Consider the following 26,778-nt stretch of genomic DNA (forward strand, 5'->3'; position numbering starts at 1 on the left):
TAAAAACAACGAATTTCACTATATCCTCCCAGCCACCTTGAACTTAGAACTTCTTTCATATCTCCTTTATAGCCCTGTCTTTTCCTACACCTTCAAATACATATAGGCTTTTATTGGTTATTTTCCCTAACTTAATTAAATTCTGAACCTTTTCAAGGTTTTCCATCGAAGTCCTTATTGAAAGCCCGCAGCTTAGTGTAATCTCCCTCGGAGTAGGTACAATCTGTCCATCAATATCAAGCTCCTTTAAAACAGATTCTGCCTGCATTGCAAAGTTCGTACTATTAAAGGTTATAAGTAAATACTTATCCATGTACCATCATTTCTCCTATAGCTTTATTGTATTTGGTGCATTATTCATTTTCTCAACTATAGTATACATATTTGTAATGCTTCCTATAAGGAGTTTTTCCTTGAGCCCGTAAAAGTCAAGGCACGTTCCACATGACAGTATCTCAACTCCCTGACTTTCCAGAGTTTTTAAGCTGTCTATAACCTCAGATCCTTCTGTTGTCAACTTAACTCCGGAATTTATAAAAATCATGGTCGAGGGCATTACATCGCTTTCGGTAAGTGCGTATATATAGCTTTTCATAAGGGCACTGCCCAATCTGTCATCCCCTTTGCCAAGCACATTGCTTCCTATAAGTATAACAGGCCTTTTATCTCCGCTTATGACGTCAAAATCCATTACAGGACATTCCTCTGCATCCTTAGGTTGAACCTTCTTTATTATTATATAATATAATCCATCCTTTTCTGTATACTCAAAGCTATATCCCTGACTTTTAGCAAACTTAGTTACGTTCTCCTTTGCTGTTTCATTATCTACAACTACCTCAAGTTCCCCTGAATCCATAGCTTCAAGTTCTTTTTTAGTTAATATAACAGGCTTTGGACAAGCCAGTCCTTTACAATCCAGCCTTTTCATAAACATCTCTCCTTAGAACAAAATTCTACTAATAATATAGCAGAGAAAGGATACAATAATTAAATTATAGATAAAAACTATATATATCCTATTTAAAATTATATTTATCTATTTTTTGTCCTTTTCTATTATATCGATTATGGCAAGGGATACCTTATATAAGGATATGCCCCTATCCATGCTCTTTTTGCGCATATATTCATATGCCTTTTCCTCTGATAGTTTATATTTTTTCATCAAAATACCCTTTGCCTTTTCAATCGCTTTCCTTTCCTTTAACTTTGTCTTATACTCCATAAGCCTTTTAAAATTTATATAGGCATTATCTATGACATACTCTATTGAACCATAACTCAAGGGCTTTTGAAGATAAGCATATACCAGTTTTTCCTGGAGCTTCAGGGAATACTCTGAAGGACTGTTTTTAAATGTTATAACGCAGGGACATATCTCTTCCCCCTCAACAATATCACTAATTTCAAAGCCTGATATCCCCCTTAAATTGACATCTGCAATTACAATATCAGGGTTTAAAGCCCTTATTTTTCTGAGAAGTGCTGTTCCAGAGGTATCTGCAGCTACTACACTATAACCAAGCTGATTTAAAATACTGCTGGTATTTAATATAAAATCTTCATCGTTATCCCCTAAAACAATTCTCAAATTAAGCATTTTAACCTCAACCTGCTAAAACTTAGTTAAATATTTTTCTATTTCCCAGGGGGTTATACGGTTTCTATACTCTTCCCATTCAATCTTCTTTGCCTCTACAAACCTGTTATATACATGATCCCCAAGAGCTTCCCTTATGACTTCATCCCTTTCAATGCAATATAGGGCCTCTTCCAGTGACTGGGGAAGGCTTTCTATTCCACAGGCAGCCCTTTCATCATCCGTCATTTCATATATGTTTTTATCAATTGGAAGCGGTGGTTCTATTTTGTTTTTAATTCCATCCAAACCTGCTTTCAATATTACCGCCAGTGATAGATATGGGTTGCAGGACGGATCAGGACTTCTAAGCTCAAGCCTTGTATTTTTACCTGTATTTGATGGAATCCTTATAAGGGGGCTTCTATTTTTAGCCGACCATGCTATATAGACAGGAGCTTCATAACCTGACACAAGCCTCTTATAGCTGTTTACCGTTGGGTTTGTTATGGCACACAATGCCTTTGCATGCTTTAGTATGCCTCCTATATAATAATAGGCCGTCTTTGAAAGTTTAAATCTATCCAAATCATCATAGAACATGTTCTCTCCATTTTTCATAAGGGACTGATTGATGTGCATCCCCGAACCCGAAATGCCGAAAACAGGCTTTGGCATAAAGGTAGCGTGAAGTCCATGATTTTTAGCTACAACTCTTATAATCGTTTTAAGTGTCATTATCTTGTCTGCGGCATTTAAGGCTTCGTCTTGTTTAAAATCTATTTCATGCTGACCCGGTGCAACCTCATGGTGAGATGCCTCTATTTCAAAACCCATTTTTTTTAGATTCATTATTATATCACGCCTTGCATTTTCACCAAGGTCGCTGGGAGCAAGGTCAAAATAACCTGCCTCATCATGGGTATTTAAAGTAGGCTTTCCCTGTTCATCCGTATGAAAAAGAAAAAACTCACACTCCGGACCGATAAAAAGATCATATCCCATATTTTTTGCTTCTCTGCAGGCCTTCTTAAGTATATATCTTGGATCCCCCTCAAAGGGTTCCCCATCGGAAGTATATACATCACAGATAATTCTTGCTTCCCTTCCAAAGTTTCCTCTCCATGGATGTATTGTAAAGGTGTTTAAATCAGGTTTTAGACGCATATCCGACTCTTCAATTCTTACAAATCCATCTATAGCCGATCCGTCAAATATTATCCCTTCCTCAAGTACGTTGTTAAGCTCCTCCACAGTAATGGCAACGTTTTTCATCACACCGAATATGTCAGTAAACTGCAGATATATAAACTCTATACCCTCATCTTCAACTATCGATAGTATATCTTCCCTTGTATATTTACTTGACATAATGCTCACCCCTAATCAAGCATATTATAAAACGATTATCTCATTACCAGAAATATCCATAAAATAAAAATCTAAAGCTTTGTCGCCTGGGATCTGAGTTAATTCATATAAAATCTCTTCAAAACTATAAATTGTTTAGTTTCTGAAGCCACTGTATCATAAAATTATATTGATAAAAATATTTAGCAAACTTAGAGGTGCCTATTGCATCTATAAGTTGACTCCTTTGAGGCATTATTCCCATAAGCGGGGTTACTACGGCGAAGAATATAAATATAAATATAGCAGCTTTAACGACGCCTATAACAAGTCCTCCCGCAATATCAACATACTTAAGCGATGTCTTCCTTACCGTAATCTTTAGGGTATCCCTCAATATATTGAGGATTACAGTTGATATCATAAAAATACATATAAGCACAGCAATATTTATAAACATTATAGTTAAAGTATCCTCCATTGAAGAGTTTTTACTGTTAACAATTCGTATAAGTGCGAGGGTTGCTGGATTCATGCTGGACATCCTCTTTATAAACAAACTTTTAAGCGTATCATATATAGAGGTGTGTGTAATGATAAAATCAGCTGCTGCAGGTGATAAATTCTTAGCTATTATCATAGAAATAAATATTCCCGCTATGTTGAAAATAGACACTATAAACCCGTTCATCATTCCAGTCAAGGCTCCTGCAGAAAGAATAAGTACTATTGTTATATCAAGCCAGTTAATTCCCATACAAACACCCCACCCATATTTATATATCAATTCTATTAAAGAATACTTATTTTTACAATTTATTTTTAACTATTACTTCAATCAGTTTTTTTACAAGTTCATCTGTAATTGTATAGGTTATTTCAAGCCCATTTCTTTTTCCCTTTATTATCCCCTTGTTTCTCAATATAGAAAGATGCTGTGAAACTGTAGATTGAGGTATTTTAAGACACTCCTGCATTGTAGTTACGTTTTTATCCCCTTCCACATACAATCCTTTTAATATACACAGTCTTATAGGATGGGCCATAGCCTTTAATATTTCGGATATATCTTCTAAATCATTTAAATTATAATCGCTCATATCAACACCTCAAGTTTCATATTTTATATAATTTTAGAATAACACTTATCTTATGTCAATTATACAAAGCCGATATATATGATATAATTACATTATACGAAAGGAGGAAAAATATGTTTGATAAAGTTTTTTTAACTAAAATTAAATATATTGCAATTTTTGTAGTTATTTATACTATAATCTTTTTTCTATTTTTTTCCATATTGCCCTATATATTTCCCTTTGTATTAGCATTAATAATTGCATACCTGACAAAACCCCTTACAAGGTTTTTAATAAAACGCCTGAGGCTTTCCAGAAGCCTTTCATCATTGATATCCACTCTTTTAGTTTTTATAATTTTGTTTGTTATAATTTCTTCTATAATTTTTAAAGTTACAGTCGAAGCAAAGCAGCTTATAAGTTCTGCTCCAAATCTTGATGTCATTAGAAAATTTTTCGAAAACAACATCGATAAATTAAGGGTCTACTATAGCCAAATAGATGCATCAATTATTCAAAAAATGCAGGAGCAGATATCGTCGCTTGTTACAAAAACTTATGATATTATTGTAAATATTATAACTAGATTGTTCTCCCTTGCAATCGGACTTCCAGTATTATTTATGATAATATTCATAACTTTTATTGCAACATACTTTTTCACAAGGGATATTTCCGATATGGAGGATAAATTTCTATCGGCCTTCTCTTCATCTGGAAGGGAAAAGGTTAGAAGAATATGGTTTGAAAGCAGTAAAATGTTTGGAAACTATATTAGGTCATACTCGTTAATTATATTTTTAACTTTTTTAGAAACATTAATTGGATTTTCTTTAATAGGTGTAAAATATTCATTAATGCTTAGTATATTATGCGCCATGCTCGATATTCTGCCTGTTCTTGGAATAGGGGCTGTATATTTTTCTCTTGCAATAATATACATTGTAGCGCAGAATTATGCTACTGCAGTATTTATTATACTTTTATATATAGCTGTCACTGTTATAAGGCAGATAGTAGAACCAAAACTAGTCTCTTCATCCCTTGGCCTTCATCCCGTTGCAGTACTTGCAGCGATATATATAGGTATTAAAGCCTATGGGTTTATAGGAATGATTTATTTGATATTTCTAATGGTATTTTATAATATTTTAAAAAAAGTAAAGATATTTTAGAATATTAAACCTCCCTTTTGGATAAACTTTTTGTATATCGATGCACTTTTAATTTTTTACATGTTTACCATCGATACAACTTGGAAGGGAGGTTTATTTTATGCTTCTATTCCGGCCTGTTCAATTTACAGTAGACAGTTCCAAGGCCGATGCATCATATTTATTATCCAGAGAAATAACCTCTTTAATCAAAAATTGTATGAATAAAGATATGACGCCTGTAATTTTGTGTATAGGTACTGACAGATCCACTGGAGATTGTCTTGGTCCTCTGGTTGGAGATAAACTAAAAAAAAATTATCTAATGAAAAACATACAGGTATATGGCACATTGAATGAACCTGTTCATGCTAAAAATCTTGATGATAACATCGATAAAATTTATAGAGAAATTTTAAATCCATTTATTATAGCTATAGATGCTTCACTGGGTAAGACTGAAAACGTTGGAAAAATCAATATATTTAAAGGTCCTCTTTATCCTGGTGCAGGGGTTAATAAAAACCTTAAGCCCGTTGGAGACATTAGCATTACGGGAATTGTAAACATATCAGGTTTTATGGAATATATAGTACTTCAAAACACACGGTTATCCCTGGTTATGCAAATGGCAGATGTTATATCGTTAGGTTTGTATATGTCTCTTAGAAAATTAAAAGGGACACTAACCTATGTCTATTAAACCTTAGTGTCCCTTGTCTCCTGTTTAAATAAAACCACTATCCTTTCATCTTCTCCATTATACTCTTTCTTCTTGTTCTCTTTCTTTTCCTCTTTTCTCTTTTTGATTTTTTTCATATTAACCTCCTAAACTTTAAAATAAAGGGGAATAATACCTGTGTTCAACCATATAAGCTACATCCTCTACGCTTCTATTGTCAGCATTTATAAAGAATGAACCATTGTCTGCAGGAAGTGCTGCATTATATACATTTGCAAGGCCCATGTTCTTTTCTGAGTATATGTGTACATCCGATGCTATACCATCACTTATACTATATACTTCATATCCTAATTTTTTCAGGTATTCTTTAACTTCAATCAAATCATCTTGAACGCTTATTACCATATTCATTCTACCTCCCTGATATTATTATCCCTTGGAGGTATTAAGGTTATTCACATTTGCAGGGATATTCCTTCCGTTGAATTTCTTCATTCCTTGATTGAAATTAAAGCAATCCATTGTGCTAGTTCAGGGGCTGAAGGTCGATAAAAAATATATGAAATTCACATTTTTCAAATCTCGAGCCTTAGAACTTCTTTGCTAAGCGTACTGGTAAATGAAATATATTTTTTATCGCTGCGCCTGTATGTAAATTTATCTGCTTTTATTCCAATTAGCTTTTCAGAGTTGCACAACGAGTTAAAGCAATAAATTGCGTTACTCTGAAAAACCATTGTAATAAAAAATAGCCCATTTTTATGGACTATTTTTCTATCGTTCTATTGTTGGTCGCAATCTTTATAGCAAGCTTTTCTTCATCGGACAAATCATATTTGGATAATCCCTTTTCAATTGGTTTTGCAAAAGTGGTGCTCTCGTTTCTTCCATATATCCCTGTTATAACAAATCCATCGTTATTTTCGTTGAGCATAGCTATTGAAAAGCTTAGATCGCTTCCAACGTCATCAAAGGCCCTATACCTAACCACTGCGAATTTTTGAATTGACTTTTGAAGTCTCTCATCAATACTTTTATACATATTTTCTATGTTTTTAAAAACCTCTAAAGAATCATCAACGTTCTTTTTATATTCAATAATCATGTCCTCTAGATTTTTGCCCGTTGAGCCCTTCATAAGCCTCTTGTATCTTTTTTCAATCCTGCTTAACTCCATACTGTTTAATATTTGTAAAATAATAAGTATAACCATTAAAATTAAAATTCCTATGACTATTACATAATCATAATTTCTTATAAAATCTATTATTGCTTCCATTTTTTCTTCTCCTTCTTTTTATTTTGTTATCTCTAAAGCATTAATTTTTCTACGTTTTCTATAAATGTTTCACGTGAAACATTATATATTAAAAATATCCAGTATTCTTTGAAGATCGTCATCCGAGTAATATTCAATCTCAATTTTACCTTTTTTTCTTCCTTTAGTTATTGAAACCTTTGTTCCAAAATACATCTTAAGTCTATCCTCAATATCCTTTATGTATATTTCTTTTTCTTTCTTTTTATTTCCCTCATTTTTAAGCTTTTGAAGGTTCTGTACAAGCTTTTCAGTCTGCCTTACATTTAAACCTTCGTCGATTATTTTTTTAGCTACTTCATATTGAAGTTCAAAATCCTGTATAGAAAGTAACGCCCTTCCGTGTCCCTCTGATAAAGTTCCATCTATTATGTAGTTTGCTACTCTCTTATCCAGGTTCAAAAGCCTTAAGGAGTTAGCAATAGCAGGCCTTGATTTTCCAATTCTCTTTGCTATCTCTTCCTGCGTCATTTTAAAGTCATCTATAAGTTTTTTAAATGCCTGCGCTTCTTCTATGGGATTTAAATCTTCCCTCTGAAGGTTTTCGATTAAGGAAATTTCCATAGTTTCCTTATCCGTTAGCTCCTTTTCTAAAACAGGAACCTTTTTAAATCCTGCAAGCCTTGCAGCTCTCCATCTTCTCTCTCCAGCAACTATTTTGTAATATTTACCCTCTTTTTTTACTATAATAGGCTGAATAATTCCATGCTCCTTGATTGATTGTGCAAGCTTTTCTAACTTTTCATCATCAAAAACCCTTCTTGGTTGGTCCTCATTGGGAAATATATCATTTATATTGACCTCTATGACGCCCCCATGCTTAACATCCTCTTCTGTTTTATCTACTTCAGGTATAAGCGCACCTAATCCTTTACCTAAAACGCTTTTCTTCGTCGCCATTCTTCTTCCCCCCTATTCCTCATCATATTCCAGGAATTCTTGAGCAAGCTCTCTATATGCCTCTGCTCCCCTTGAATTTTTGTCATAAATCATAATAGGAAGCCCATGGCTTGGCGCCTCTGCAAGCTTCACATTTCTCGGTATAATTGTAGTATATACTTTACCTTTAAAATATTTTTTTACCTCTTCAACTACTTCGATTGAGAGATTGGTTCTTCCATCAAACATACTCATTACAACACCCTGTATTTCAAGATTTGTATTAAGGCTTTTCTTAACCAACTGAATAGTATTCATAAGCTGTCCTACTCCCTCTAGGGCATAAAATTCACACTGGATAGGAATTATAACGCTGTTTGACGATGTCAATGCATTAATTGTTAATAGCCCTAATGAAGGTGGACAATCTATAAAAATATAGTCATATCTATCTTTTATTTCATAAAGAGCATCCTTTAACATATTTTCTCTATTAAACTTTGCTGTAAGTTCGATTTCAGCACCTGCCAACTCTACAGTTCCAGGAATAATATCCATATTCTCAACAACTGTATTTCTAATAGCTTTATCAGCAGCCATTCCCATTATTACATCATACATTGAACATTTTAACTCATTCTTATCTATTCCAAGTCCACTGGTCGAATTACCCTGTGGGTCTATATCTGCAATGAGTACCTTTTTTCCCATACTGGCAACGTAGGCACTAAGGTTGATTGTTGTGGTAGTCTTTCCAACTCCACCTTTTTGATTAAAAATAGAAATAATTTTCCCCATTGCCTCACCTCCATCGTATATTTTTTGCTATTTTCTAATATATATTTTACAGTAACAATCTTTTATATTAAATACTTTGGGAGGATTTTATGTTAAAAATTATTATTTCCACATTTTTGTTAGTTTTTATTGCTGAGCTGGGAGATAAAACCCAGATAACAACAATGCTCCTATCGGCCCAATCCCAATCAAAGGTTGCAGTATTTTTAGGCTCTTCTCTGGCACTAATATGTTCTTCACTCGCTGGAGTTATACTTGGAACTATTATAAATAAATATATACCTCCAAACGTAATACAAATTTCAGCAGCTATTGCCTTTATAGTTATTGGAATTCTTCTTCTATTAAACAAGTTTTAGCAGTTCTGCTGCTTAACTTAACTTTTTAACTAGTTGATTTTAACAAAAAGTATATGAAATTTACATAGATCGTGCAATTAGAATCTCTAGGCGTAGGGATGCAGAAAAATTTTAGAACTTTCGTTTGTTTTATAGAAGATAGTTTAACGAAAGTTCTTGATTTTTCAAATATCAAGCCTTATAGCTTCTTTGCTAAGCGTACCTGTGAAGGAAATATATTTTTTTATCGCGGTCCTATTAAAAAAACTGTCATAAATTAATTTTCTAATAAAAAAAGGGAAGATATTAATCTCCCCTTAAATCACAATTCCTTTATCACACTTTTTGCATAAACTATCATGGCTCTATACCGCTGCTTCTTTATTTCCCTTTGGTATTCTTACAATTATTTCCATATACTCTTCCTTTTCTCTATGGCTGTATTCAGCTTCTATCCCATTTTTTTCCATAATCTGTCTTAAAGTATTGGTTATTATCCTTGGATTTATTGCCCATCTGTGCCTTGTCGACTCTTCATTCTTTTTATTAATATTTTCCTTTAAATTTTCAAGCTCTCTTTCAACAAGTTCCTCGGTCTTTTTTACGTTTAGTCCTCTTTTCACAATTTCATCTATTATTTTATGCTGTATATCTTCATCGGATAACTTTAGAAGTGCCCTGGCATGTCTCTCTGTTAGATTTTCCTTTATAAGCCTTTCTTTTATACTTTCTGGCAACTTCAATATTCTAAGCTTATTTGCTATTGTAGACTGCTTTTTTCCAATACGCCTTGCAAGCTCCTCCTGTGTTATTCCGTGATCCTTCATAAGGTTTAAATAACCTTCTGCTTCCTCGATATAATTCAGATCTTCCCGTTGAAGATTTTCAATCAAAGCAAGTACAGCAGATTCAACGTCACTAATATCAACAATAATTGCAGGTATTTCCGTAAGTCCAGCAAGCTGCGATGCTCTAAGCCTTCTCTCACCTGCTACAAGCTCATAAAACGTATCGTCATATCTTCTTATGCTTATAGGCTGCAGTACCCCAAATTCCCTTATGGACTCCGAAAGCTCAAGAAGTGCTTCCTGGTTAAAATGCTTTCTCGGTTGATATGTGTTCTGTTTAATGAGATTTATAGGAATATATTTTATTTCTTTCTCAGCCCTCATGCACACCATCCCTTTTAAAATCTTTGTTATTTATTTTCTATATTTTTTTTTCTTTTCCTCCTATTTCCCACCAAAAATCGTATTACATATTCAATCATTTTAGTATATACTTCACAGTTTATTCGTCATTTTATAGGCTTTTTCTCAACCAATCCAGCTTTTCTTGGGTATTTCCTGTCTGTATTTTTAATCTTTTCGACAATAACAATTTTATGCTCAAGCTCATCCCCTGGTATTTCTGCATTTATTATTTCCAAATATCTTCCTCCAAGTGTGCCTATAGCATTTTTCGCCATATTAACCTCTTCTTCAGCAGAGGGCCCTTTCATAGCAATAAAATATCCTCCAACCTTTACAAAGGGTAAACAGTATTCGCTAAGCACCGTCATGTTAGCCACAGCCCTTGCAGTAGCAATGTCAAAACTTTCTCTATAACCATCCCTTCTGGCAATATCCTCTGCCCTTCCATGAATTGTTTCAATATCCTTTAATCCAAGCTGTGAAATAACCTCATTCAAAAAATTTATTCTTTTATTCAAAGAATCTAAAAGTACAACCTTTAAATCAGGATTCATAATTTTAACAACAATTCCTGGAAAACCAGCTCCAGTACCTACATCGATTAATGTCGAATTGTCATCAATCTTCCCGCTCTTAAATAGTGACATAGAGTCAATGAAGTGCTTTTTTGCTATTCCCTCATCATCGATAATAGATGTTAAATTTATCCTTTTATTCCACTCAACAAGAATTTTCTTATAAGCTATTAGCTTTTCTATCTTCTCATCGTCTATGTCAATATTATATTTTCTTGCACCATCAATAAGCAGATCTCTAATATCCATTATATTATTCTCCTTTTCTTCTTCTATACTGTTCAAGGTATATTAAAAGAACGGAAATATCAGCTGGAGACACTCCGGAAATTCTTGATGCCTGCCCTATGTTAAGAGGCTTTATCTGCGATAACTTCTGCATAGCCTCTATTCTAAGCCCGTTTATCTTCGTATAATCAATATCAGAAGGTAACTTCCTATTTTCAAGCTTCTTAAACTGTTCAACCTGCTGCATCTGTTTCTCTATATATCCCTCATACTTTATTTGTATCTCAACCTCTTCACAAACATCAAATGGAAGTATTGGCCTTTCCTTATCCATACCTGAAGTATTTTCATATGTAAGTTCAGGTCTTTTTAAAAGCTCATATAATTTTGCCCCGCTTTTAATTTCAGCACTATTGTTTTTTCTTAATATCTCATTATTTTCTTCAGTTGGAGGAATTACAACCTTTCTAATTCTTTCAATTTCGTTTTCTATCATTTCTTTTCTTTTCAAATATCTCTGATATCTTTCCTCTGTAACGAGGCCTACATCATAGCCCTTTTGAGTAAGCCTTAAGTCAGCATTATCCTGTCTCAAAAGGAGTCTGTATTCCGCCCTTGATGTCATTATTCTATATGGCTCCCTCGTTCCCTTTGTTACAAGGTCATCTATAAGAACTCCTATATACGCCTCTGACCTATCAAGTATTAGTGGCTCCTTTTCTTTAACTTTAAGTGCAGCATTAATTCCAGCTATTATTCCCTGTGCTGCTGCCTCCTCATATCCTGATGTTCCATTAACCTGACCTGCAAAGAATAGCCCTTCTATTGCTTTAAGTTCAAGTGAAAGTTTAAGCTGGGTAGGGTCTATTGAATCATATTCTATAGCATATCCAGTTCTCATAACCTCGCAGTTTTCAAGCCCCGGTATAGTCTTAAGCATCGCAACTTGAACTTCCTCTGGAAGTGAACTTGACATACCCTGAACGTACATCTCTTCTGTACTTTCACCTTCAGGTTCAATAAATATCTGATGTTTTGGCTTTTCCGCAAACCTGGTAACTTTATCCTCAATCGATGGGCAGTATCTTGGTCCAACACCCTCAATTGTTCCATTATACATTGGTGACCTGAAAAGGTTTGCCCTTATAATGTCGTGGGTTGCATCCGAAGTATATGTAAGCCAGCAGGGAACCTGCTCTCTTTTTATTTTTTCAGGATCTGACATAAATGAAAATGGAACTATTCTTTCGTCCCCTGGCTGTATTATCATCTTTGAAAAATCTATACTTCTCCTGTTTATTCTGCAGGGGGTTCCCGTTTTAAATCTTCTCATCTCTATTCCAAGCTCCATAAGGTTTTTAGAAAGCTCATTTGCTGGAGCCAGACCATTTGGCCCGCTGCTAAACATTACCTCTCCTATGATAACCTTTCCCCTAAGATACGTACCTGTAGTAAGTACAGCAGTTTTACATTCAAAATAAGCCCCCTGCCTGGTTATAATACCTAAAAGCCTTCCATCCTTAACATCAAGCTTTATAACTTCATCCTGTTTTATATCAAGGTTTTCCTGCCTTTCCAGAGTTCTTTTCATAAATTCCTGATATCTTTTTTTATCCGCCTGTGCCCTTAATGAATGCACGGCAGGTCCCTTTGCGGTGTTTAACATTTTAGACTGTATATATGTGTGATCTATTGTAATACCCATTTGTCCTCCAAGGGCATCTACCTCCCTGACGAGATGGCCCTTTGCAGTCCCTCCAATTGAAGGATTACATGGCATAAGGGCAATATTGTCAAGGTTTAACGTTATAACAAGGGTCTTACAGCCCATCCTTGCAGCAGCAAGGGCTGCTTCACAACCCGCATGTCCTGCACCAACAACTACAACATCGTAACTTCCTGCTTTATACATACTTCTCCTCCTCTTTAGTTTTTAACCACTAAACTATTTCCCAATGCAAAAATCAGTGAATATTCTGTCTATAATATCCTCTTCTACGGTGTCACCGGTTATTTCACCAAGTTTCAAATAGGCATCTCTAAAGTCAATAGATGCAAAATCAATTGGAAGCCCTGCAATTAAAGCTTCAACTCCCTTTCCAACGCTCTCCTTGGCCTTAAGCAGAATATCCCTATGCCTTACATTGGTTACATAAACATCTCTGGAAGATACGTTTCCTTCAAACACCATATCTACAATTTTATCCTTTATAGCTTCTATTCCTTCCCCGGTGTTAATGGAAGTTGTTATTACAAAATCCCTATTAAACTTATCTTTAATAAAATCTATATCTACCTTTATCGGAAGATCCATCTTATTAACAATCACAATAGTTTTCTTTCCTTTAAGATATTCGATAATTTCAAAATCCTCATTTTCAAGGGGCCTGCTGGCATCTATCATAAATATAATAAGATCCGCCCTGTCTATATATTCCTTGCTCCTTTCAACGCCTATCCTTTCTACAATATCTTCTGTATGCCTTATTCCTGCAGTATCAACAAGCTTTACCGGTATTCCCTTGATATTTATATATTCCTCTATAACATCCCTTGTTGTTCCAGGAATATCAGTAACTATTGCTCTTTTTTCCTGAAGGAATTCATTTAAAAGGGATGACTTTCCCACATTTGGCTTTCCGACTATAATGGTATTGAGCCCTTCCCTAAGGATTTTTCCTGTATCAGCACTTTCTACAAGACCATCTATCTCCCTTTGAATTTCCCTACCGGTATCTATAATCTCCTGATTCACAACGTTTTCTATATCATCCTCAGGAAAAGCCACTGCAGCCTCTACATGTGCAAGCATTCCAAGAAGCTTATCCATGAGTTTTTTTATTTTTTTGGACAACTTTCCCTGCGACTGTTCAAAGGCAATTTTCATGCTTTCATCCGTCTTTGCCCTTATAAGGTCTATTACAGCTTCTGCCTGAGATAGGTCTATTCTACCGTTTAAAAATGCTCTTTTTGTAAACTCCCCTGGTTCCGCAAGCCTTGCCCCATTTTTAAGAAGTATGGATAGAATTTTTCTCACTGCCACCATACCACCATGACAATAAATTTCAACTACATCTTCCCTTGTGTAGGTGTTAGGGGCTTTCATGAAGCTTACTATAACCTCATCAACAGTCTCTCCTGTTGATGTATCAATAATATGACCATACCTCATGGTATAGCTTTTCATACCCAAAGTTTCCTTACCCTTTACATGCTTGAACACTTTATTTAATATACCAAGGGATTTATCCCCTGACATTCTTACAATTCCTATTCCACCTTCGCCTACCGCCGTAGAAATTGCAACAATTGTATCGTCAATAGCAACAGCCATATTTACCACCTCTTAAAGTAATCATTATTATATTATACCAAAAAAACGATAAATCAACTTGTTATGCTAGCTCTTTTTTTAATAAGCTGTGATAAAAAATATATTCCATTGCAAGGCAGCCTCTATAAAGCCTATATACATAAAAAAAGCCCGGGTAGATTTGCTCTACCTCAGGCATTTTAGGCTATTTTTTTAGCTCAATGACAACTCTTCTAAAGGGTTCTTCACCCTCGCTTCTGGTTACTACCTTGGGATTGTTTTGAAGTGCTGCGTGAATTATCCTTCTTTCATATGGGTTCATAGGTTCCAGTCTAATACTTTTATTATACCTTTCAACGTTGTAAGCAAGCCTGTTGGCTAGCCTTATAAGAGTTTCCTCTCTCTTTTTTCTATAGTTTTCTGTATCAAGAATAACTCTTTTATATTCATTTTCCTTGTTTTCCCTATTAACCACAAGGCTTAAAAGATATTGAAGCGCATCAAGAGTTTCTCCCCTGTATCCAATTAAAATCCCCATTTTAGGGCCAACAAGATTAACTTTAAGGGCGTCTTCACTATCCTCTACCTCAATATTGCACTGTATACCCATTTTTTCAAGGACATCACTCATAAACTTCTTTGCAATGGATGCATAATCGTTTTTAACAGTAAGTCTGACCTTCGATGGCCTGGCACCTATAATACCAAAAATCCCCTTGCTTCCCTGTTCTAAAACCTCTACCTCAACCTTATCCCTTGTAACTCCCAGTTTTTTTAACCCCTCTTCTACGGCATCTTCAACTGTTTTGCCAAGAGCCTCTATACTCTTCATACACCCACACCACCTTATTCTGCAAGCTTCTCCTCTTCATTATGCTTTATCTTATTAATAATAAAGTATTGCTGACCCATTTGTATGAGGTTACCAATTATCCAATATAAAACAATACCTACGTTAAATGTATAACTCATGTACATAAAAAGTAACGACATATAAATATTCATCTTCTTTTGCGTCTGAGCAGCTTGATCATCACCCTTTGGAGACATTATTAAACCCGATATGTATGTAGTTGCCCCTGAAGACAAAGCTAGAAGCAATATTAGTATCTGATTAATATCTCCGCGAAATAACGCTCCAAAGCTTCCGCGCATAAGGAAAAATGGTACTTCCTTTAATGGCTGAAAATTAAGAATAACTTGATACATGGCTATAAAAATTGGAAACTGTATTAATAAAGGTAAGCATCCTGCAAATGGGTTGACACCTTCTTCTTTATATAACTCCATCTGGGCTTGCTGCAGCTTCTGAGGATCATTTTTATATTTTTCCTGCAGTTTTTTCAGCTTGGGTTGAATTTTTCCCATTTTAATAGTGGATCTTGTTTGAGAAATTGTCAGTGGAAGGATTAAAAATCTTATTACAGCCGTAAATATAGCAATATCTAACAGATATCCTAACGGCTTATTGGTTACAACTTTAAATACTCCACTATTTATAATTTCCATAAAATTTGTTAACAGTTTTACTATAAAACCCAAATCTTAAACCTCCTTAATTAAGGTACTGGATCATATCCTCCAGGATGAAATGGATGGCATTTTAATATCCTTCTTATTCCTAAATAACTTCCCTTTATTGCACCATATTTTTCAATAGCTTCAATGGTGTACTGTGAGCATGTTGGATAAAACCTGCAGCTGGGCGGCTTCATTGGCGATATATACTTTTTGTATAATTTTATCCAAAAAATCAAAAAATTTTTCACATCATTCACTCTCTTTTAATAAATCACCCTTTTTCATTAAAAACAAAACGGACTTTTCCATATCCCTATATGTACATTTCCTAGCCTGGCTTCTTGCAACAAATATAAGATCATACCCATATTTAAATTTATTCTTATTCAACCTAAAACTTTCCCTTATAAGCCTTTTTATCCTGTTTCTGACTACTGCTTTTCCAACTTTTTTACTAACTGTTATGCCAAGCCTTATTACATTTTTGTTGTTTCTAACGATATATAAAACTAAATTGGGGTCACTTATTGATTTGCCGCGATTATATATGTATTTAAACTGAGAATTCTTCTTGATCTTTTCAACCGTTTTCATTATTTTTACCCCTACCGTTTAAGGCTATTAATGTAAAATTGTAGAAAAAGGCCACAAAAAGCGGCCTTATGCTGTCAATCTCTTTCTTCCTTTTGCTCTTCTTCTCTTTAAAACAAGCCTTCCTCCACGAGTTTTCATTCTCTTTCTAAAACCGTGTTCCTTCTTTCTCTGTCTCTTCTTTGGTTGATATGTTCTAAGCATCCGTTGCACCCCCTTCTAATACTCTTATATAGAAGCATGTTGAACTTTCAAAATGGATTACTATAAAGATTATATATTTATGCACGAAAACTGTCAAGGAATACATGCTTGTTGATATCATTTTATCCACAAATGTGTTTTTTGTGGATAATTATTGCCTGTGAATAAAATATCTGTTAATATATTTATGCAATGTTGATAAGTTTATATCAAATGTTTAGTATTTGTTGATTTTTATCAACTTATGCACAGGTTGTGGATAAAAATGTGTATAAGTTGTTGAGTATAATAATTTTATGGTATAAATCCAAGAAAACATCCGCATTTTTTGTTTGTAGATTTTGTTTATTTTGCCCTGTGGATAAATATTTTTTTAATACTATTTCTTTGATATTATTAACATAATTAACATTGTTGTGAATAACTTTTATTATTTTTGTCAACATTCTTCAAATAGGATATGCTCTGTGGATAAGTTTGTTAATACATAAATGTATATGAACAAAAATATTTTAAGAAATGAGAATAGGAGGCAGTCATATGGGGAACCAGCTTACTGATTTATGGGAGAAAACCCTTAATATAATCAAAGCTGAGCTAACTGAAGTAGGTTTTAATACGTGGATAAAATGCATAGAACCGGCGAAAATATCTCATGATACCATATTTTTGATAGTTCCAAATGATTTTACCAAGGGAATATTAGACGCAAGATATAAAGATCTTATATCAAATGCTTTAAAGCTGGTATCATCTAAAAAATATGAAATTAAGTTTGTATTATCTACAGACGAAATCCTAAAAGAAGTAGATGACTCCCCTTCATTTAACATGAAAAAAAACAATGAGCCCGAAAAGGAGAAAACCCTCTCTGATGACATAACAACATCAACCCTTAATCCAAAATATGTATTTGAAACATTCGTTATAGGCAACAGCAACCGATTTGCCCATGCAGCATCCCTTGCTGTTGCTGAAGCTCCTGCTAAAGCATATAATCCTCTTTTCATATATGGAGGAGTAGGGCTTGGAAAAACACACCTGATGCATGCAATAGGCCACTACATACTTGGTCAAAATCCAAATGCACGGGTTGTATATGTAACATCTGAAAAGTTTACAAATGAGCTTATAAATTCAATTAAAGATGATACAAACGAGGAGTTTAGAAGCAAGTACAGAAACGTTGATGTTCTTTTAATTGACGACATCCAGTTTATTGCCGGGAAGGAAAGAACCCAGGAGGAATTTTTCCATACCTTCAATGCGCTGCATGAGGCCAATAAACAGATAATTATATCAAGCGATAGGCCTCCTAAGGAAATCCCTACCCTTGAGGATAGGCTTCGTTCAAGGTTTGAATGGGGACTTATAGCAGACATACAGCCACCTGACTTTGAAACAAGAATAGCGATACTTAAAAAGAAGGCTGACGTCGAAAAGCTTAACGTTCCTAATGAAGTTATGGTTTATATAGCAAATAAAATACAATCCAATATAAGAGAACTTGAAGGCGCTTTGATTAGAATAGTTGCCTTTTCATCCCTTACAAATAAGGAAATAAGCGTTGACCTCGCATCTGAGGCACTAAAAGATATAATATCAAACAAAAACTCAAAACAGATAACCGTCGATCTTATACAGGATGTAGTTGCAAGCTACTTTAATTTAAGAATCGATGATTTTAAATCGAAAAGAAGAACCAAAAACGTTGCATTTCCAAGACAAATTGCAATGTATCTGGTTAGAAAGCTTACAGATCTATCACTTCCTAAAATAGGAGAGGAATTTGGAGGAAGGGATCATACTACTGTTATCCATGCCTTTGAAAAGATTTCTGCTGATCTAGAAAAGGATCCCACACTCAAGGAAACTATTGATGAAATCACGAAAAAAATACAGCAAAAATAATCAACAACTGTATATATCTTATATTGATAAAATGTTGATAACTTGAAAAATCAATTTTTATACTTAATAATGTGGATAATTTGTACATGCTTACAAACAATTTATCCACAGTTGTTTTTTTATAAAAACCATTGATTTTAACGCTTGAAAAGGTTATCAACATTTCCACAACTACTATTACTATTACTACTAAAATTATTATTAATATTATCTCTTTATAAACTAATTTTTAAACTGTGGATAAATAAGGAGGAATTCTGATGTGGTTCACATGTGACAAGGATATTCTTCAGGAAGCTATAAATAACGTTCAAAAAGCAGCTTCAACAAGAACAACATATCCCATACTGGAAGGAATTTTAATAAAGGCATATAATAACAGAGTTATTTTTACAGCAACGGATCTTGATCTTGGAATTGAAACGTATATAGATGCAGATGTGCATGAGAATGGATCCATTGTAGTAAATTCAAAGTTATTTGGTGAGTTTATAAGAAAACTTCCAAATGCAAGCGTTACAGTAAAAATGGAAAATAATAGCGTTTATATAACATGCCAGAAATCTGAATTTGCAATGCTTGGAAATAACCCCGATGAATTTCCACAGCTTCCTGCAATAAATGAAAATTCAATGTATGAGATTTCACAGGATATCTTAAGGAATATGATAAGGCAGACAATATTTGCAATAGCCCAGGATGAAACAAGGCCAATACTTACAGGTGTTTTATTTGAAGTGAGGGATGGAAAATTAAGTTTCGTTGCCCTTGATGGATACAGACTTGCTTTAAAGACCTGCGATATTGACAGCAGAAATAATATAAGTGCTGTAATACCTGGCAAGACATTAAACGAGATATCAAAAATACTTCAGCCAACACAGGATATGGTTAAAATTACCTTTACTCCAAACCATATACTTTTTAATCTTGGAAATACTAAAATAATTTCAAGGCTTTTAGATGGAGAGTTTATAAACTATAGACAGATTATACCTGATGAATACAGATTAAGAGCAAAAGTAAATGTAAACGAACTTATGAGCAGTATAGAGCGTGCTTCCCTTCTTGCAAGGGAAGGAAGAACAAACCTTATAAAGTTTGACATAAAAAATGATGGCATGGTTATCACTTCAAACTCCCAGATGGGAACTGTTTATGAGGAAGTCAGCATAGAACTTGAGGGGGAAGGCCTTAGAATAGCCTTTAACTCTAAATATTTTCAGGACGTTTTGAGAATAATAGATGCAGAAGAAGTTTATCTTGAATTTTCAACAAGTGTAAGCCCATGTATTGTAAAAAAATGTGATTCCAATGATTATATATATCTGGTTCTGCCAGTAAGACTTGTAGAAAATAGCTAACCACCTGACCAGGGTGGTTTTATAATGATTTGGTAAATTATGATCTTTTTAATTGAAAAGGATGGTATCAATGGATAGAATAAAGATTAGCACTGAATATATAAAACTTGATCAATTTCTAAAATGGGTAGGTATTGCAGATACCGGCGCCATTGCAAAGATAATGATATTAAATGGAGATGTTAATGTTAATGGTATGGTTTCAAAGGAAAGGGGAAAGAAGCTTAGAAAAGGAGATATAATCGAGGTAAAGGATATAGGTTCCTTTGAAATAATATAGGTTAGAGGAAAATGATATGTACGTAAGGAGTCTTGAACTTAAAAACTATAGAAATTATGAAAGACTTAATTTAGATTTGAATAAGGGATTAAATATATTTGTTGGTGAAAATGCCCAGGGAAAAACCAATATAGTTGAGTCTATATACTACCTTAGCAGTTTGAGATCACATCGAACTAATAGGGACAGAGAGCTTATAATGTGGGGAAAGGACAAAGCATATATTAGGGCTGATGTAGAGAAAATGTTTGGAAAACACACTATGGAGTTTCTTTTAAGCAGTGAGGGGAAAAAGGCAGTTAAAATCGATGGAGTTAAGACAAGTAAGGTTTCAGACTTTTTAGGAACGGTAAATGTGGTTATCTTTTCACCTGAGGATCTTAAACTTGTTAAGGAAGGGCCAGCTATAAGAAGGAGGTTTATAGATGCTGAGTTAAATCAGATAAGGCCTAAATACCATCATGCGATTTTGCAATATAATCATATATTGATGCAGAGAAATAATCTTTTAAAGTCTATTTTAAAATCACCATCATTGAAAATGACAGCTGAGGTATTTAGTGAACAGCTTGCAGAATATGGAAGTTTTATTACTGAAGCCAGATATGAATTTGTTAAAAAACTGTCTTTAATTTCGAGGTTAATTCACAGAAAGATAACAAACGGAAAAGAAGAGCTTGAAATAATATATAAAAGTGCATCAGGGGAAAATATGGATAGAAAGTCTATAAAAGATGAACTTTACAAGTATTATACGGAAAATATAATGGAGGATGCTGAAAAAGGATATACCCTTAAAGGGCCCCATAGAGATGACATTATTATCAAGATAAACGGAGCTGACGCTAGAATATACGGATCCCAGGGCCAGCAGAGGACAGCAGCACTTTCTTTGAAGCTTTCAGAGCTTGAGATAATAAAGTCAGAGGTTTCAGAGTATCCTGTGCTTCTTTTAGATGATGTGCTGTCGGAGCTTGATATAAACAGGCAGCATTTTTTACTTGATGCTCTGAAGGAGATACAAACTGTACTTACGTGCACAAGCTTAAATGATATAAATGAATTCCATTTTGAAAATAAGGATGTATTTAAAGTAACAGCTGGAAAAATTGAAAAGTTTAATGCTGTGTAAGTGAAAATTTTTAGTTTTGGTGTAAAAAGAATTAAAAGGAGGGTATTATTATGTTCCTTCACCTTGGAGAGAATGTGGTTATTCCACTAAATGAAGTGATAGCTATATTCGATATAAGTTCAACAAATAGCATAGATACCAGGCATTTTCTTAAAATTGCCGAAGAAGAGGGATTTATTAGAAGAATAACAAATGATGAACCTAAATCCTTTGTTTTGACAGAAAGAAATAAAAAGAGTATCATATATCTTTCTCCAATATCTTCTGTAACATTAGGAAAGCGCAGTGGATTTGTAGATGAGCTCTAATACAAAGGAGGATTAAAATGACAAGTAACAATGGAAATTATGATGCTAGTAAAATACAGGTATTAGAAGGTCTCGAAGCTGTTAGAAAAAGGCCGGGTATGTATATAGGAAGTACGGGTTCAAGAGGGCTTCATCATCTTGTTTATGAAATAGTTGATAATTCTATAGATGAGGCTCTGGAAGGACATTGTGATAATATTGAGGTTATGATTCATAAGGACAACTCAATAACTGTTACAGATAACGGAAGAGGCATACCTGTAGGTATGCATCCAAAGCTTCATAAACCTGCAGTTGAAGTTGTATTTACCGTTCTTCATGCAGGAGGAAAGTTTGGAGGAGGGGGATATAAGGTTTCAGGAGGGCTTCATGGAGTTGGAGCATCCGTTGTAAATGCGTTGTCGGAGTATCTTGAAGTAGAAGTAAGTACAAATGGTAAAGTATATTATCAAAAGTATGAAAGAGGAAAACCTCTGCATGAACTTAAAGTTATAGGGGAAACAAAGAAAAGAGGCACTAAAATTACTTTCAAACCAGATCATGAGATTTTTGAAGTACTTGAATATGAGTATGATGTCCTTGCACAAAGGCTGAGGGAATTGGCATTTTTAAATAAGGGAATACGCATAGTCCTTATAGATGAAAGAGATGGAAAAAAAGAGGAGTTCCATTACGAGGGAGGAATAAAGGAGTTTGTTAAATATCTAAACAGAAATAAGGAGGTACTTCATCCAGAGCCTATCTATATAGAGGGGAAAAAGGATGAAACCATAGTTGAAATAGCAGTTCAATACAATGATGCATATAACGAAAGTATATATTCCTTTGCAAATAATATCGACACTACCGAGGGTGGAACCCACGTAGTTGGATTTAAAACTGCACTTACTAAAGTTATAAACGACTATGGAAGAAAGTATGGTTTTATTAAAGAAAATGACAAGAATTTATCAGGAGAGGATACCCGTGAAGGAATAACAGCTGTTATTTCAGTAAAGGTTACAAACCCACAATTTGAGGGACAGACTAAAACAAAGCTTGGAAATACAGAAGTTAGAAGCATTGTTGATGCGATAGTTTCTGATAAAATTGCAGCATTTTTAGAGGAAAACCCATCCGTTTCAAAGGTTATACTCGAAAAAGCGATTATGGCTGCAAGAGCAAGGGAGGCAGCAAGAAAGGCACGTGAGCTTACAAGAAGAAAAAGCGTACTTGAAAGTATGTCTCTTCCTGGAAAACTTGCTGACTGTTCTGAAAGGGATCCAAAGCTCTGTGAAATATACCTTGTTGAGGGAGACTCCGCAGGAGGTTCTGCAAAACAAGGAAGGGACAGGAGATTCCAGGCAATACTTCCACTTAGAGGAAAAATCATGAACGTTGAAAAGCAGAGACTTGATAAAATACTTTCATACCAGGAGATAAGGGCTATGATAACAGCCTTTGGAGCTGGAATCGATGATGAATTTGATATAAACAAAATTAGATACGATAAGATAATAATTATGACAGACGCAGACGTTGATGGTGCTCATATTAGAACACTGCTTTTAACGTTCTTCTACAGGTATATGAGGCCACTTATTGAGGAAGGCCATGTATATATAGCCCAACCACCACTTTACAAAATTACAAAGAACAAGAAGGAATACTATGTATACTCCGATAAGGAGCTTGAAAAGAAGCTTGACGAAATAGGCAGGGATAATTACAGCATACAAAGATATAAGGGGCTTGGCGAAATGAATCCTGAGCAGCTATGGGAAACAACAATGAATCCGGAAACCAGAACACTTCTTAAGGTTGAAGTTGAGGATGCAGTGGCTGCAGATGAGATATTTACAATACTCATGGGGGATAAGGTTGAGCCAAGGCGTGAATTTATACAGGAAAATGCAAAGAAGGTTCAAAATCTTGATATATAATGTTTAAGATATAATTAGGCATACGAGTATATCTTAAATAAAGCCCCATAAAGTACGATGAGGTGATGATATGGATGGAAAAAATCAGAAGATATTAAGCGTTGATATAAAGGATGAAATGAAAAAGTCCTATATAGATTATGCAATGAGCGTTATTGTAGGGCGTGCTCTTCCGGATGTAAGGGATGGACTTAAGCCTGTACACAGGAGAATACTTTATTCTATGCATGAGTTAGGAGTTCATCCTGATAAACCACATAGAAAAAGTGCTAGAATCGTCGGAGACGTTCTAGGTAAATATCATCCCCACGGAGACAGTGCGGTATACGACGCCATGGTAAGAATGGCCCAGGACTTTTCAATTAGGTATACCCTTGTAGATGGCCATGGCAACTTTGGTTCTGTAGATGGTGATGGAGCAGCTGCAATGCGTTATACTGAAGCAAGGCTTTCAAAAATTGCCATGGAGCTTATGAGGGACATAAACAAAAATACTGTAGACTTTATAGACAACTTTGATGGAACTGAAAAGGAACCAGTCGTTCTTCCGTCAAGGTTTCCAAACCTTTTAGTAAACGGATCTGCAGGCATAGCAGTTGGTATGGCAACCAATATACCACCCCATAACCTTGGGGAAGTTATAGATGGAACTATAATGCTTATAGATAATCCTGAGGTTACAGTAAAAGATTTGATGTCAAAGATAAAAGGTCCCGATTTTCCAACATCAGGTCTCATACTTGGAAAGGATGGAATAAAACAAGCTTACGAAACGGGAAGAGGAAAGGTTACAGTTAGGGCTAAAGCCTCAATAGAAGAGGAAAAAGGAAGAAATAAAATAATAGTTACTGAAATTCCTTATCAGGTTAATAAGGCTAAGCTAATTGAAAGTATTGCTGACCTCGTTAAAGAAAAGAAGATTGAGGGAATATCTGATATTAGAGATGAGTCCGATAAACAGGGCATGAGAATTGTTATCGAGCTTAAAAGGGATGCAAATCCTAATGTTGTTCTTAACCTTCTATATAAGCATACAAAGATGCAGGATACCTTTGGCATTATAATGCTTGCACTTGTTGATGGAGAACCTAAGGTATTGAACCTCAAAGAAATTATTGAAAACTATATAAAGTTTCAGATTGAAGTTATAAGAAGAAGGACGAAGTATGACCTTGATAAGGCTGAGGCTAGAGCTCATATTCTGGAAGGTCTTAGAATAGCCCTGGATCATATAGATGAAGTTATTAATCTAATTAGAAGTTCAAGAACTACAGAGATTGCAAGAAAGGGTCTTATGGAAAAGTTTGGGCTTTCAGAAAAGCAGGCTCAGGCAATTCTTGATATGAGGCTTCAAAGGCTTACAGGGCTCGAAAGGGAAAAAATCGAAGAAGAATATGCAGAACTAATTAAGACGATCAATTACCTAAAGGAAGTTCTTGCTAACGAAAGGCTTGTTCTTCAGATTATAAAGGATGAGTTAACTGAAATTAAAGAGAAATACGGCGATTCAAGAAAAACCAGGATAGTAAATAAGACAGATGACATAGATATTGAGGACCTTATACAGGAAGAAAGAGTTGCTGTGACTATAACCCATGCAGGTTATATAAAGAGGCTTCCTGCAGATACCTATAGAAGTCAGCATAGAGGTGGAAAGGGAATTCAGGCCCTCTCAACAAGAGAGGATGATTTTGTGGAGCATCTTTATATAACATCAACCCATGATAACCTTATATTCTTCACAAATGAAGGAAGGGCCTATAAACTAAAGGCTTATGAAATACCAGAGGCAGGAAGAACAGCAAGGGGAACCAACATAGTAAACATTCTCCCATTAAATACAGGGGAAAAGATACAGGCAGTAATATCTATAAAAGAATTCGATGAGGATAAATATCTTGTATTTGGAACTAAAAATGGGCTTGTAAAGAAAACACAGCTTAGTGAATTTATATCTATTAGAAAAACAGGATTGAATGCTATAAATCTAAAGGGCGATGATGAACTTATTGGAGTGAAGTTAACCGATGGAATACAAAAGATCGTCATTGTTACCCAAAATGGTTATTCAATAACCTTTGATGAACAGGATGTAAGAAGTATGGGAAGAACTGCATCAGGGGTTAAAGGAATAACATTAAGGGATGGAGATATAGCCGTTGGTATGGAAGTGGCAGATCCAGAAGCACAACTTCTTATTGTAAGCGAAAACGGATATGGCAAGAGAACACCATTCTCCGAATACTCAGTTCAGGGACGTGGAGGTAAAGGAATAATAACGTACAAAGTTACGAAAAAAACAGGAAAGATAGTTGGAGCAAAAACTGTAACCGATGAAGACGAGATTATGCTTATAAACAGCAATGGAATAATAATAAGGCTTGAAGTTAAAGGAATATCACAAACAAGCAGGAATGCTATGGGAGTAACTCTAATGAAAACAGGTGAAGATGAGAAAATTGTATCCATAGCTAAAATAAACAGCAATGCTGAAGATGAAAGTGATGAGGAAGAATAGATTTAGTCCCCGAGTTATTCGGGGATTTTTTTATGTTAATTGACATAACGTAAAATAAATGATAATATATGAAAGCGGCGCCGATGAATGGCGCTCTAAAAAATATAAAAAAGAGTGTTGACAAGTTATTTAATTAATGATAATATAATTAACGTTGATGAGTTTTAAGTGAGTTTGGCCTTTGAAAATTGAACAGTGGAAAGCGAACGTAACTTGAGTAATTCTAACGCTAGGATTTTAATTTGAGAGTTTGATCCTGGCTCAGGACGAACGCTGGCGGCGTGCCTAACACATGCAAGTCGAGCGGGGGGAGTTCTTCGGAACGAACCTAGCGGCGGACGGGTGAGTAACACGTGGGCAACCTGCCTTGAGGAGGGGGATAACAGGATGAAAGTCCTGCTAATACCGCATAAACCGGTGCTGTCGCATGATGGCATCGGCAAAGGAGCAATCCGCCTCAAGATGGGCCCGCGGCGCATTAGCTAGTTGGTGGGGTAACGGCCTACCAAGGCGACGATGCGTAGCCGACCTG

29 protein-coding genes and 1 rRNA gene are annotated in these 26,778 nt (G+C 34.9%); 11 read left to right on the forward strand and 19 right to left on the reverse strand.

The window, feature by feature from the left end; all coding sequences use genetic code 11:
* Window positions 1-55: 55 nt before the first annotated feature.
* The 6 genes from EDD71_RS12790 to EDD71_RS12815 form a co-directional block, all read right to left on the reverse strand.
* Window positions 56-313 carry a putative Se/S carrier protein gene (locus tag EDD71_RS12790; RefSeq protein ID WP_133629131.1) on the reverse strand — a complete coding sequence of 86 codons (258 nt, stop codon included), beginning with the start codon at window positions 311-313 and terminating at the stop codon, window positions 56-58.
* A 15-nt stretch (window positions 314-328) separates the two neighbouring features.
* A complete protein-coding gene (yedF, locus tag EDD71_RS12795; protein ID WP_133629132.1) occupies window positions 329-931 on the reverse strand; it encodes a sulfurtransferase-like selenium metabolism protein YedF in 603 nt (200 codons plus the stop codon).
* A 108-nt stretch (window positions 932-1,039) separates the two neighbouring features.
* Window positions 1,040-1,603 carry an ANTAR domain-containing response regulator gene (locus EDD71_RS12800; protein WP_133629133.1) on the reverse strand — a complete coding sequence of 188 codons (564 nt, stop codon included), beginning with the start codon at window positions 1,601-1,603 and terminating at the stop codon, window positions 1,040-1,042.
* Window positions 1,604-1,618: 15 nt separating this feature from the next.
* Window positions 1,619-2,953 carry a type I glutamate--ammonia ligase gene (gene glnA / locus EDD71_RS12805; RefSeq protein WP_133629134.1) on the reverse strand — a complete coding sequence of 445 codons (1,335 nt, stop codon included), beginning with the start codon at window positions 2,951-2,953 and terminating at the stop codon, window positions 1,619-1,621.
* Window positions 2,954-3,077: 124 nt separating this feature from the next.
* Window positions 3,078-3,689 (reverse strand): CvpA family protein, encoded by a 612-nt coding sequence (locus EDD71_RS12810; protein ID WP_133629135.1) that lies wholly within the window; start codon window positions 3,687-3,689, stop codon window positions 3,078-3,080.
* A gap of 52 nt (window positions 3,690-3,741) precedes the next feature.
* Entirely contained in the window at window positions 3,742-4,032 is a 291-nt protein-coding gene (locus tag EDD71_RS12815; protein ID WP_133629136.1) for an ArsR/SmtB family transcription factor, read from the reverse strand.
* A 113-nt stretch (window positions 4,033-4,145) separates the two neighbouring features.
* Here EDD71_RS12815 and ytvI point away from each other — a divergent pair, with 113 nt between their 5' ends.
* Entirely contained in the window at window positions 4,146-5,189 is a 1,044-nt protein-coding gene (gene ytvI / locus EDD71_RS12820) for a sporulation integral membrane protein YtvI (protein ID WP_133629137.1), read from the forward strand.
* A gap of 100 nt (window positions 5,190-5,289) precedes the next feature.
* Window positions 5,290-5,871: a spore protease YyaC gene (yyaC, locus tag EDD71_RS12825; RefSeq protein WP_133629138.1), complete on the forward strand. Its 582-nt coding sequence runs from the start codon at window positions 5,290-5,292 to the stop codon at window positions 5,869-5,871.
* A gap of 132 nt (window positions 5,872-6,003) precedes the next feature.
* Here yyaC and EDD71_RS12830 read toward each other — a convergent pair whose 3' ends face one another.
* The 4 genes from EDD71_RS12830 to EDD71_RS12845 form a co-directional block, all read right to left on the reverse strand.
* A complete protein-coding gene (locus EDD71_RS12830) occupies window positions 6,004-6,264 on the reverse strand; it encodes a YkuS family protein (protein ID WP_133629139.1) in 261 nt (86 codons plus the stop codon).
* 355 nt (window positions 6,265-6,619) lie between these two features.
* On the reverse strand, window positions 6,620-7,132 hold the full coding sequence (locus tag EDD71_RS12835; RefSeq protein WP_133629140.1) for a DUF4446 family protein: 513 nt from the start codon (window positions 7,130-7,132) through the stop codon (window positions 6,620-6,622).
* Window positions 7,133-7,213: 81 nt separating this feature from the next.
* Window positions 7,214-8,071 (reverse strand): ParB/RepB/Spo0J family partition protein, encoded by an 858-nt coding sequence (locus EDD71_RS12840; RefSeq protein WP_133629141.1) that lies wholly within the window; start codon window positions 8,069-8,071, stop codon window positions 7,214-7,216.
* Between the two features lie 12 nt (window positions 8,072-8,083).
* Entirely contained in the window at window positions 8,084-8,848 is a 765-nt protein-coding gene (locus EDD71_RS12845) for a ParA family protein (protein ID WP_133629142.1), read from the reverse strand.
* Window positions 8,849-8,937: 89 nt separating this feature from the next.
* Between EDD71_RS12845 and EDD71_RS12850 the strand changes: the two genes are divergently transcribed.
* On the forward strand, window positions 8,938-9,207 hold the full coding sequence (locus EDD71_RS12850; protein WP_133629143.1) for a TMEM165/GDT1 family protein: 270 nt from the start codon (window positions 8,938-8,940) through the stop codon (window positions 9,205-9,207).
* Between the two features lie 344 nt (window positions 9,208-9,551).
* On the opposite strand, the gene EDD71_RS12855 is transcribed toward EDD71_RS12850, so the two are convergent.
* From EDD71_RS12855 to rpmH, 9 genes are all read right to left on the reverse strand, one after another.
* Entirely contained in the window at window positions 9,552-10,358 is an 807-nt protein-coding gene (locus EDD71_RS12855) for a ParB/RepB/Spo0J family partition protein (protein ID WP_207669349.1), read from the reverse strand.
* A 125-nt stretch (window positions 10,359-10,483) separates the two neighbouring features.
* Window positions 10,484-11,203 carry a 16S rRNA (guanine(527)-N(7))-methyltransferase RsmG gene (rsmG, locus tag EDD71_RS12860; protein ID WP_133629145.1) on the reverse strand — a complete coding sequence of 240 codons (720 nt, stop codon included), beginning with the start codon at window positions 11,201-11,203 and terminating at the stop codon, window positions 10,484-10,486.
* Between the two features lie 4 nt (window positions 11,204-11,207).
* Window positions 11,208-13,094, reverse strand: a complete 1,887-nt coding sequence (mnmG, locus tag EDD71_RS12865; protein WP_133629146.1) for a tRNA uridine-5-carboxymethylaminomethyl(34) synthesis enzyme MnmG — start codon at window positions 13,092-13,094, stop codon at window positions 11,208-11,210.
* Window positions 13,095-13,127: 33 nt separating this feature from the next.
* Window positions 13,128-14,516 carry a tRNA uridine-5-carboxymethylaminomethyl(34) synthesis GTPase MnmE gene (gene mnmE / locus EDD71_RS12870; RefSeq protein WP_133629147.1) on the reverse strand — a complete coding sequence of 463 codons (1,389 nt, stop codon included), beginning with the start codon at window positions 14,514-14,516 and terminating at the stop codon, window positions 13,128-13,130.
* A gap of 184 nt (window positions 14,517-14,700) precedes the next feature.
* Window positions 14,701-15,327 carry an RNA-binding cell elongation regulator Jag/EloR gene (jag, locus tag EDD71_RS12875; RefSeq protein WP_133629148.1) on the reverse strand — a complete coding sequence of 209 codons (627 nt, stop codon included), beginning with the start codon at window positions 15,325-15,327 and terminating at the stop codon, window positions 14,701-14,703.
* A gap of 14 nt (window positions 15,328-15,341) precedes the next feature.
* Window positions 15,342-16,004, reverse strand: a complete 663-nt coding sequence (yidC, locus tag EDD71_RS12880) for a membrane protein insertase YidC (RefSeq protein ID WP_133629149.1) — start codon at window positions 16,002-16,004, stop codon at window positions 15,342-15,344.
* Between the two features lie 50 nt (window positions 16,005-16,054).
* The gene (gene yidD / locus EDD71_RS12885; RefSeq protein ID WP_133629150.1) at window positions 16,055-16,264 is read right to left on the reverse strand and encodes a membrane protein insertion efficiency factor YidD; all 210 of its coding nucleotides are present in this window, start codon (window positions 16,262-16,264) and stop codon (window positions 16,055-16,057) included.
* Between the two features lies 1 nt (window position 16,265).
* Window positions 16,266-16,610 carry a ribonuclease P protein component gene (rnpA, locus tag EDD71_RS12890; RefSeq protein ID WP_133629151.1) on the reverse strand — a complete coding sequence of 115 codons (345 nt, stop codon included), beginning with the start codon at window positions 16,608-16,610 and terminating at the stop codon, window positions 16,266-16,268.
* Window positions 16,611-16,676: 66 nt separating this feature from the next.
* Complete coding sequence (gene rpmH / locus EDD71_RS12895) at window positions 16,677-16,811, reverse strand: 50S ribosomal protein L34 (protein ID WP_133629152.1); 135 nt, start codon at window positions 16,809-16,811, stop codon at window positions 16,677-16,679.
* 540 nt (window positions 16,812-17,351) lie between these two features.
* Between rpmH and dnaA the strand changes: the two genes are divergently transcribed.
* The 8 genes from dnaA to EDD71_RS12935 all read left to right on the forward strand — a co-directional run.
* Window positions 17,352-18,722 (forward strand): chromosomal replication initiator protein DnaA, encoded by a 1,371-nt coding sequence (gene dnaA / locus EDD71_RS12900; RefSeq protein WP_133629153.1) that lies wholly within the window; start codon window positions 17,352-17,354, stop codon window positions 18,720-18,722.
* Window positions 18,723-18,982: 260 nt separating this feature from the next.
* Window positions 18,983-20,086, forward strand: coding sequence for a DNA polymerase III subunit beta (gene dnaN / locus EDD71_RS12905; protein WP_133629154.1), 1,104 nt, complete (start codon window positions 18,983-18,985; stop codon window positions 20,084-20,086).
* Window positions 20,087-20,156: 70 nt separating this feature from the next.
* Window positions 20,157-20,366 carry an RNA-binding S4 domain-containing protein gene (locus tag EDD71_RS12910; RefSeq protein ID WP_133629155.1) on the forward strand — a complete coding sequence of 70 codons (210 nt, stop codon included), beginning with the start codon at window positions 20,157-20,159 and terminating at the stop codon, window positions 20,364-20,366.
* A 16-nt stretch (window positions 20,367-20,382) separates the two neighbouring features.
* Window positions 20,383-21,498, forward strand: a complete 1,116-nt coding sequence (gene recF / locus EDD71_RS12915) for a DNA replication/repair protein RecF (RefSeq protein ID WP_133629156.1) — start codon at window positions 20,383-20,385, stop codon at window positions 21,496-21,498.
* Between the two features lie 50 nt (window positions 21,499-21,548).
* Window positions 21,549-21,806 (forward strand): extracellular matrix regulator RemB, encoded by a 258-nt coding sequence (gene remB / locus EDD71_RS12920; protein ID WP_133629157.1) that lies wholly within the window; start codon window positions 21,549-21,551, stop codon window positions 21,804-21,806.
* 17 nt (window positions 21,807-21,823) lie between these two features.
* A complete protein-coding gene (gene gyrB / locus EDD71_RS12925) occupies window positions 21,824-23,728 on the forward strand; it encodes a DNA topoisomerase (ATP-hydrolyzing) subunit B (RefSeq protein WP_133629158.1) in 1,905 nt (634 codons plus the stop codon).
* Window positions 23,729-23,798: 70 nt separating this feature from the next.
* Window positions 23,799-26,246: a DNA gyrase subunit A gene (gene gyrA, locus EDD71_RS12930; RefSeq protein WP_133629159.1), complete on the forward strand. Its 2,448-nt coding sequence runs from the start codon at window positions 23,799-23,801 to the stop codon at window positions 26,244-26,246.
* 238 nt (window positions 26,247-26,484) lie between these two features.
* Window positions 26,485-26,778, forward strand: a 16S ribosomal RNA gene (locus EDD71_RS12935); the annotation flags it as partial.

It is taken from the genome of Fonticella tunisiensis (genome assembly GCF_004364155.1).
Lineage (GTDB): Bacteria > Bacillota > Clostridia > Clostridiales > Caloramatoraceae > Fonticella > Fonticella tunisiensis.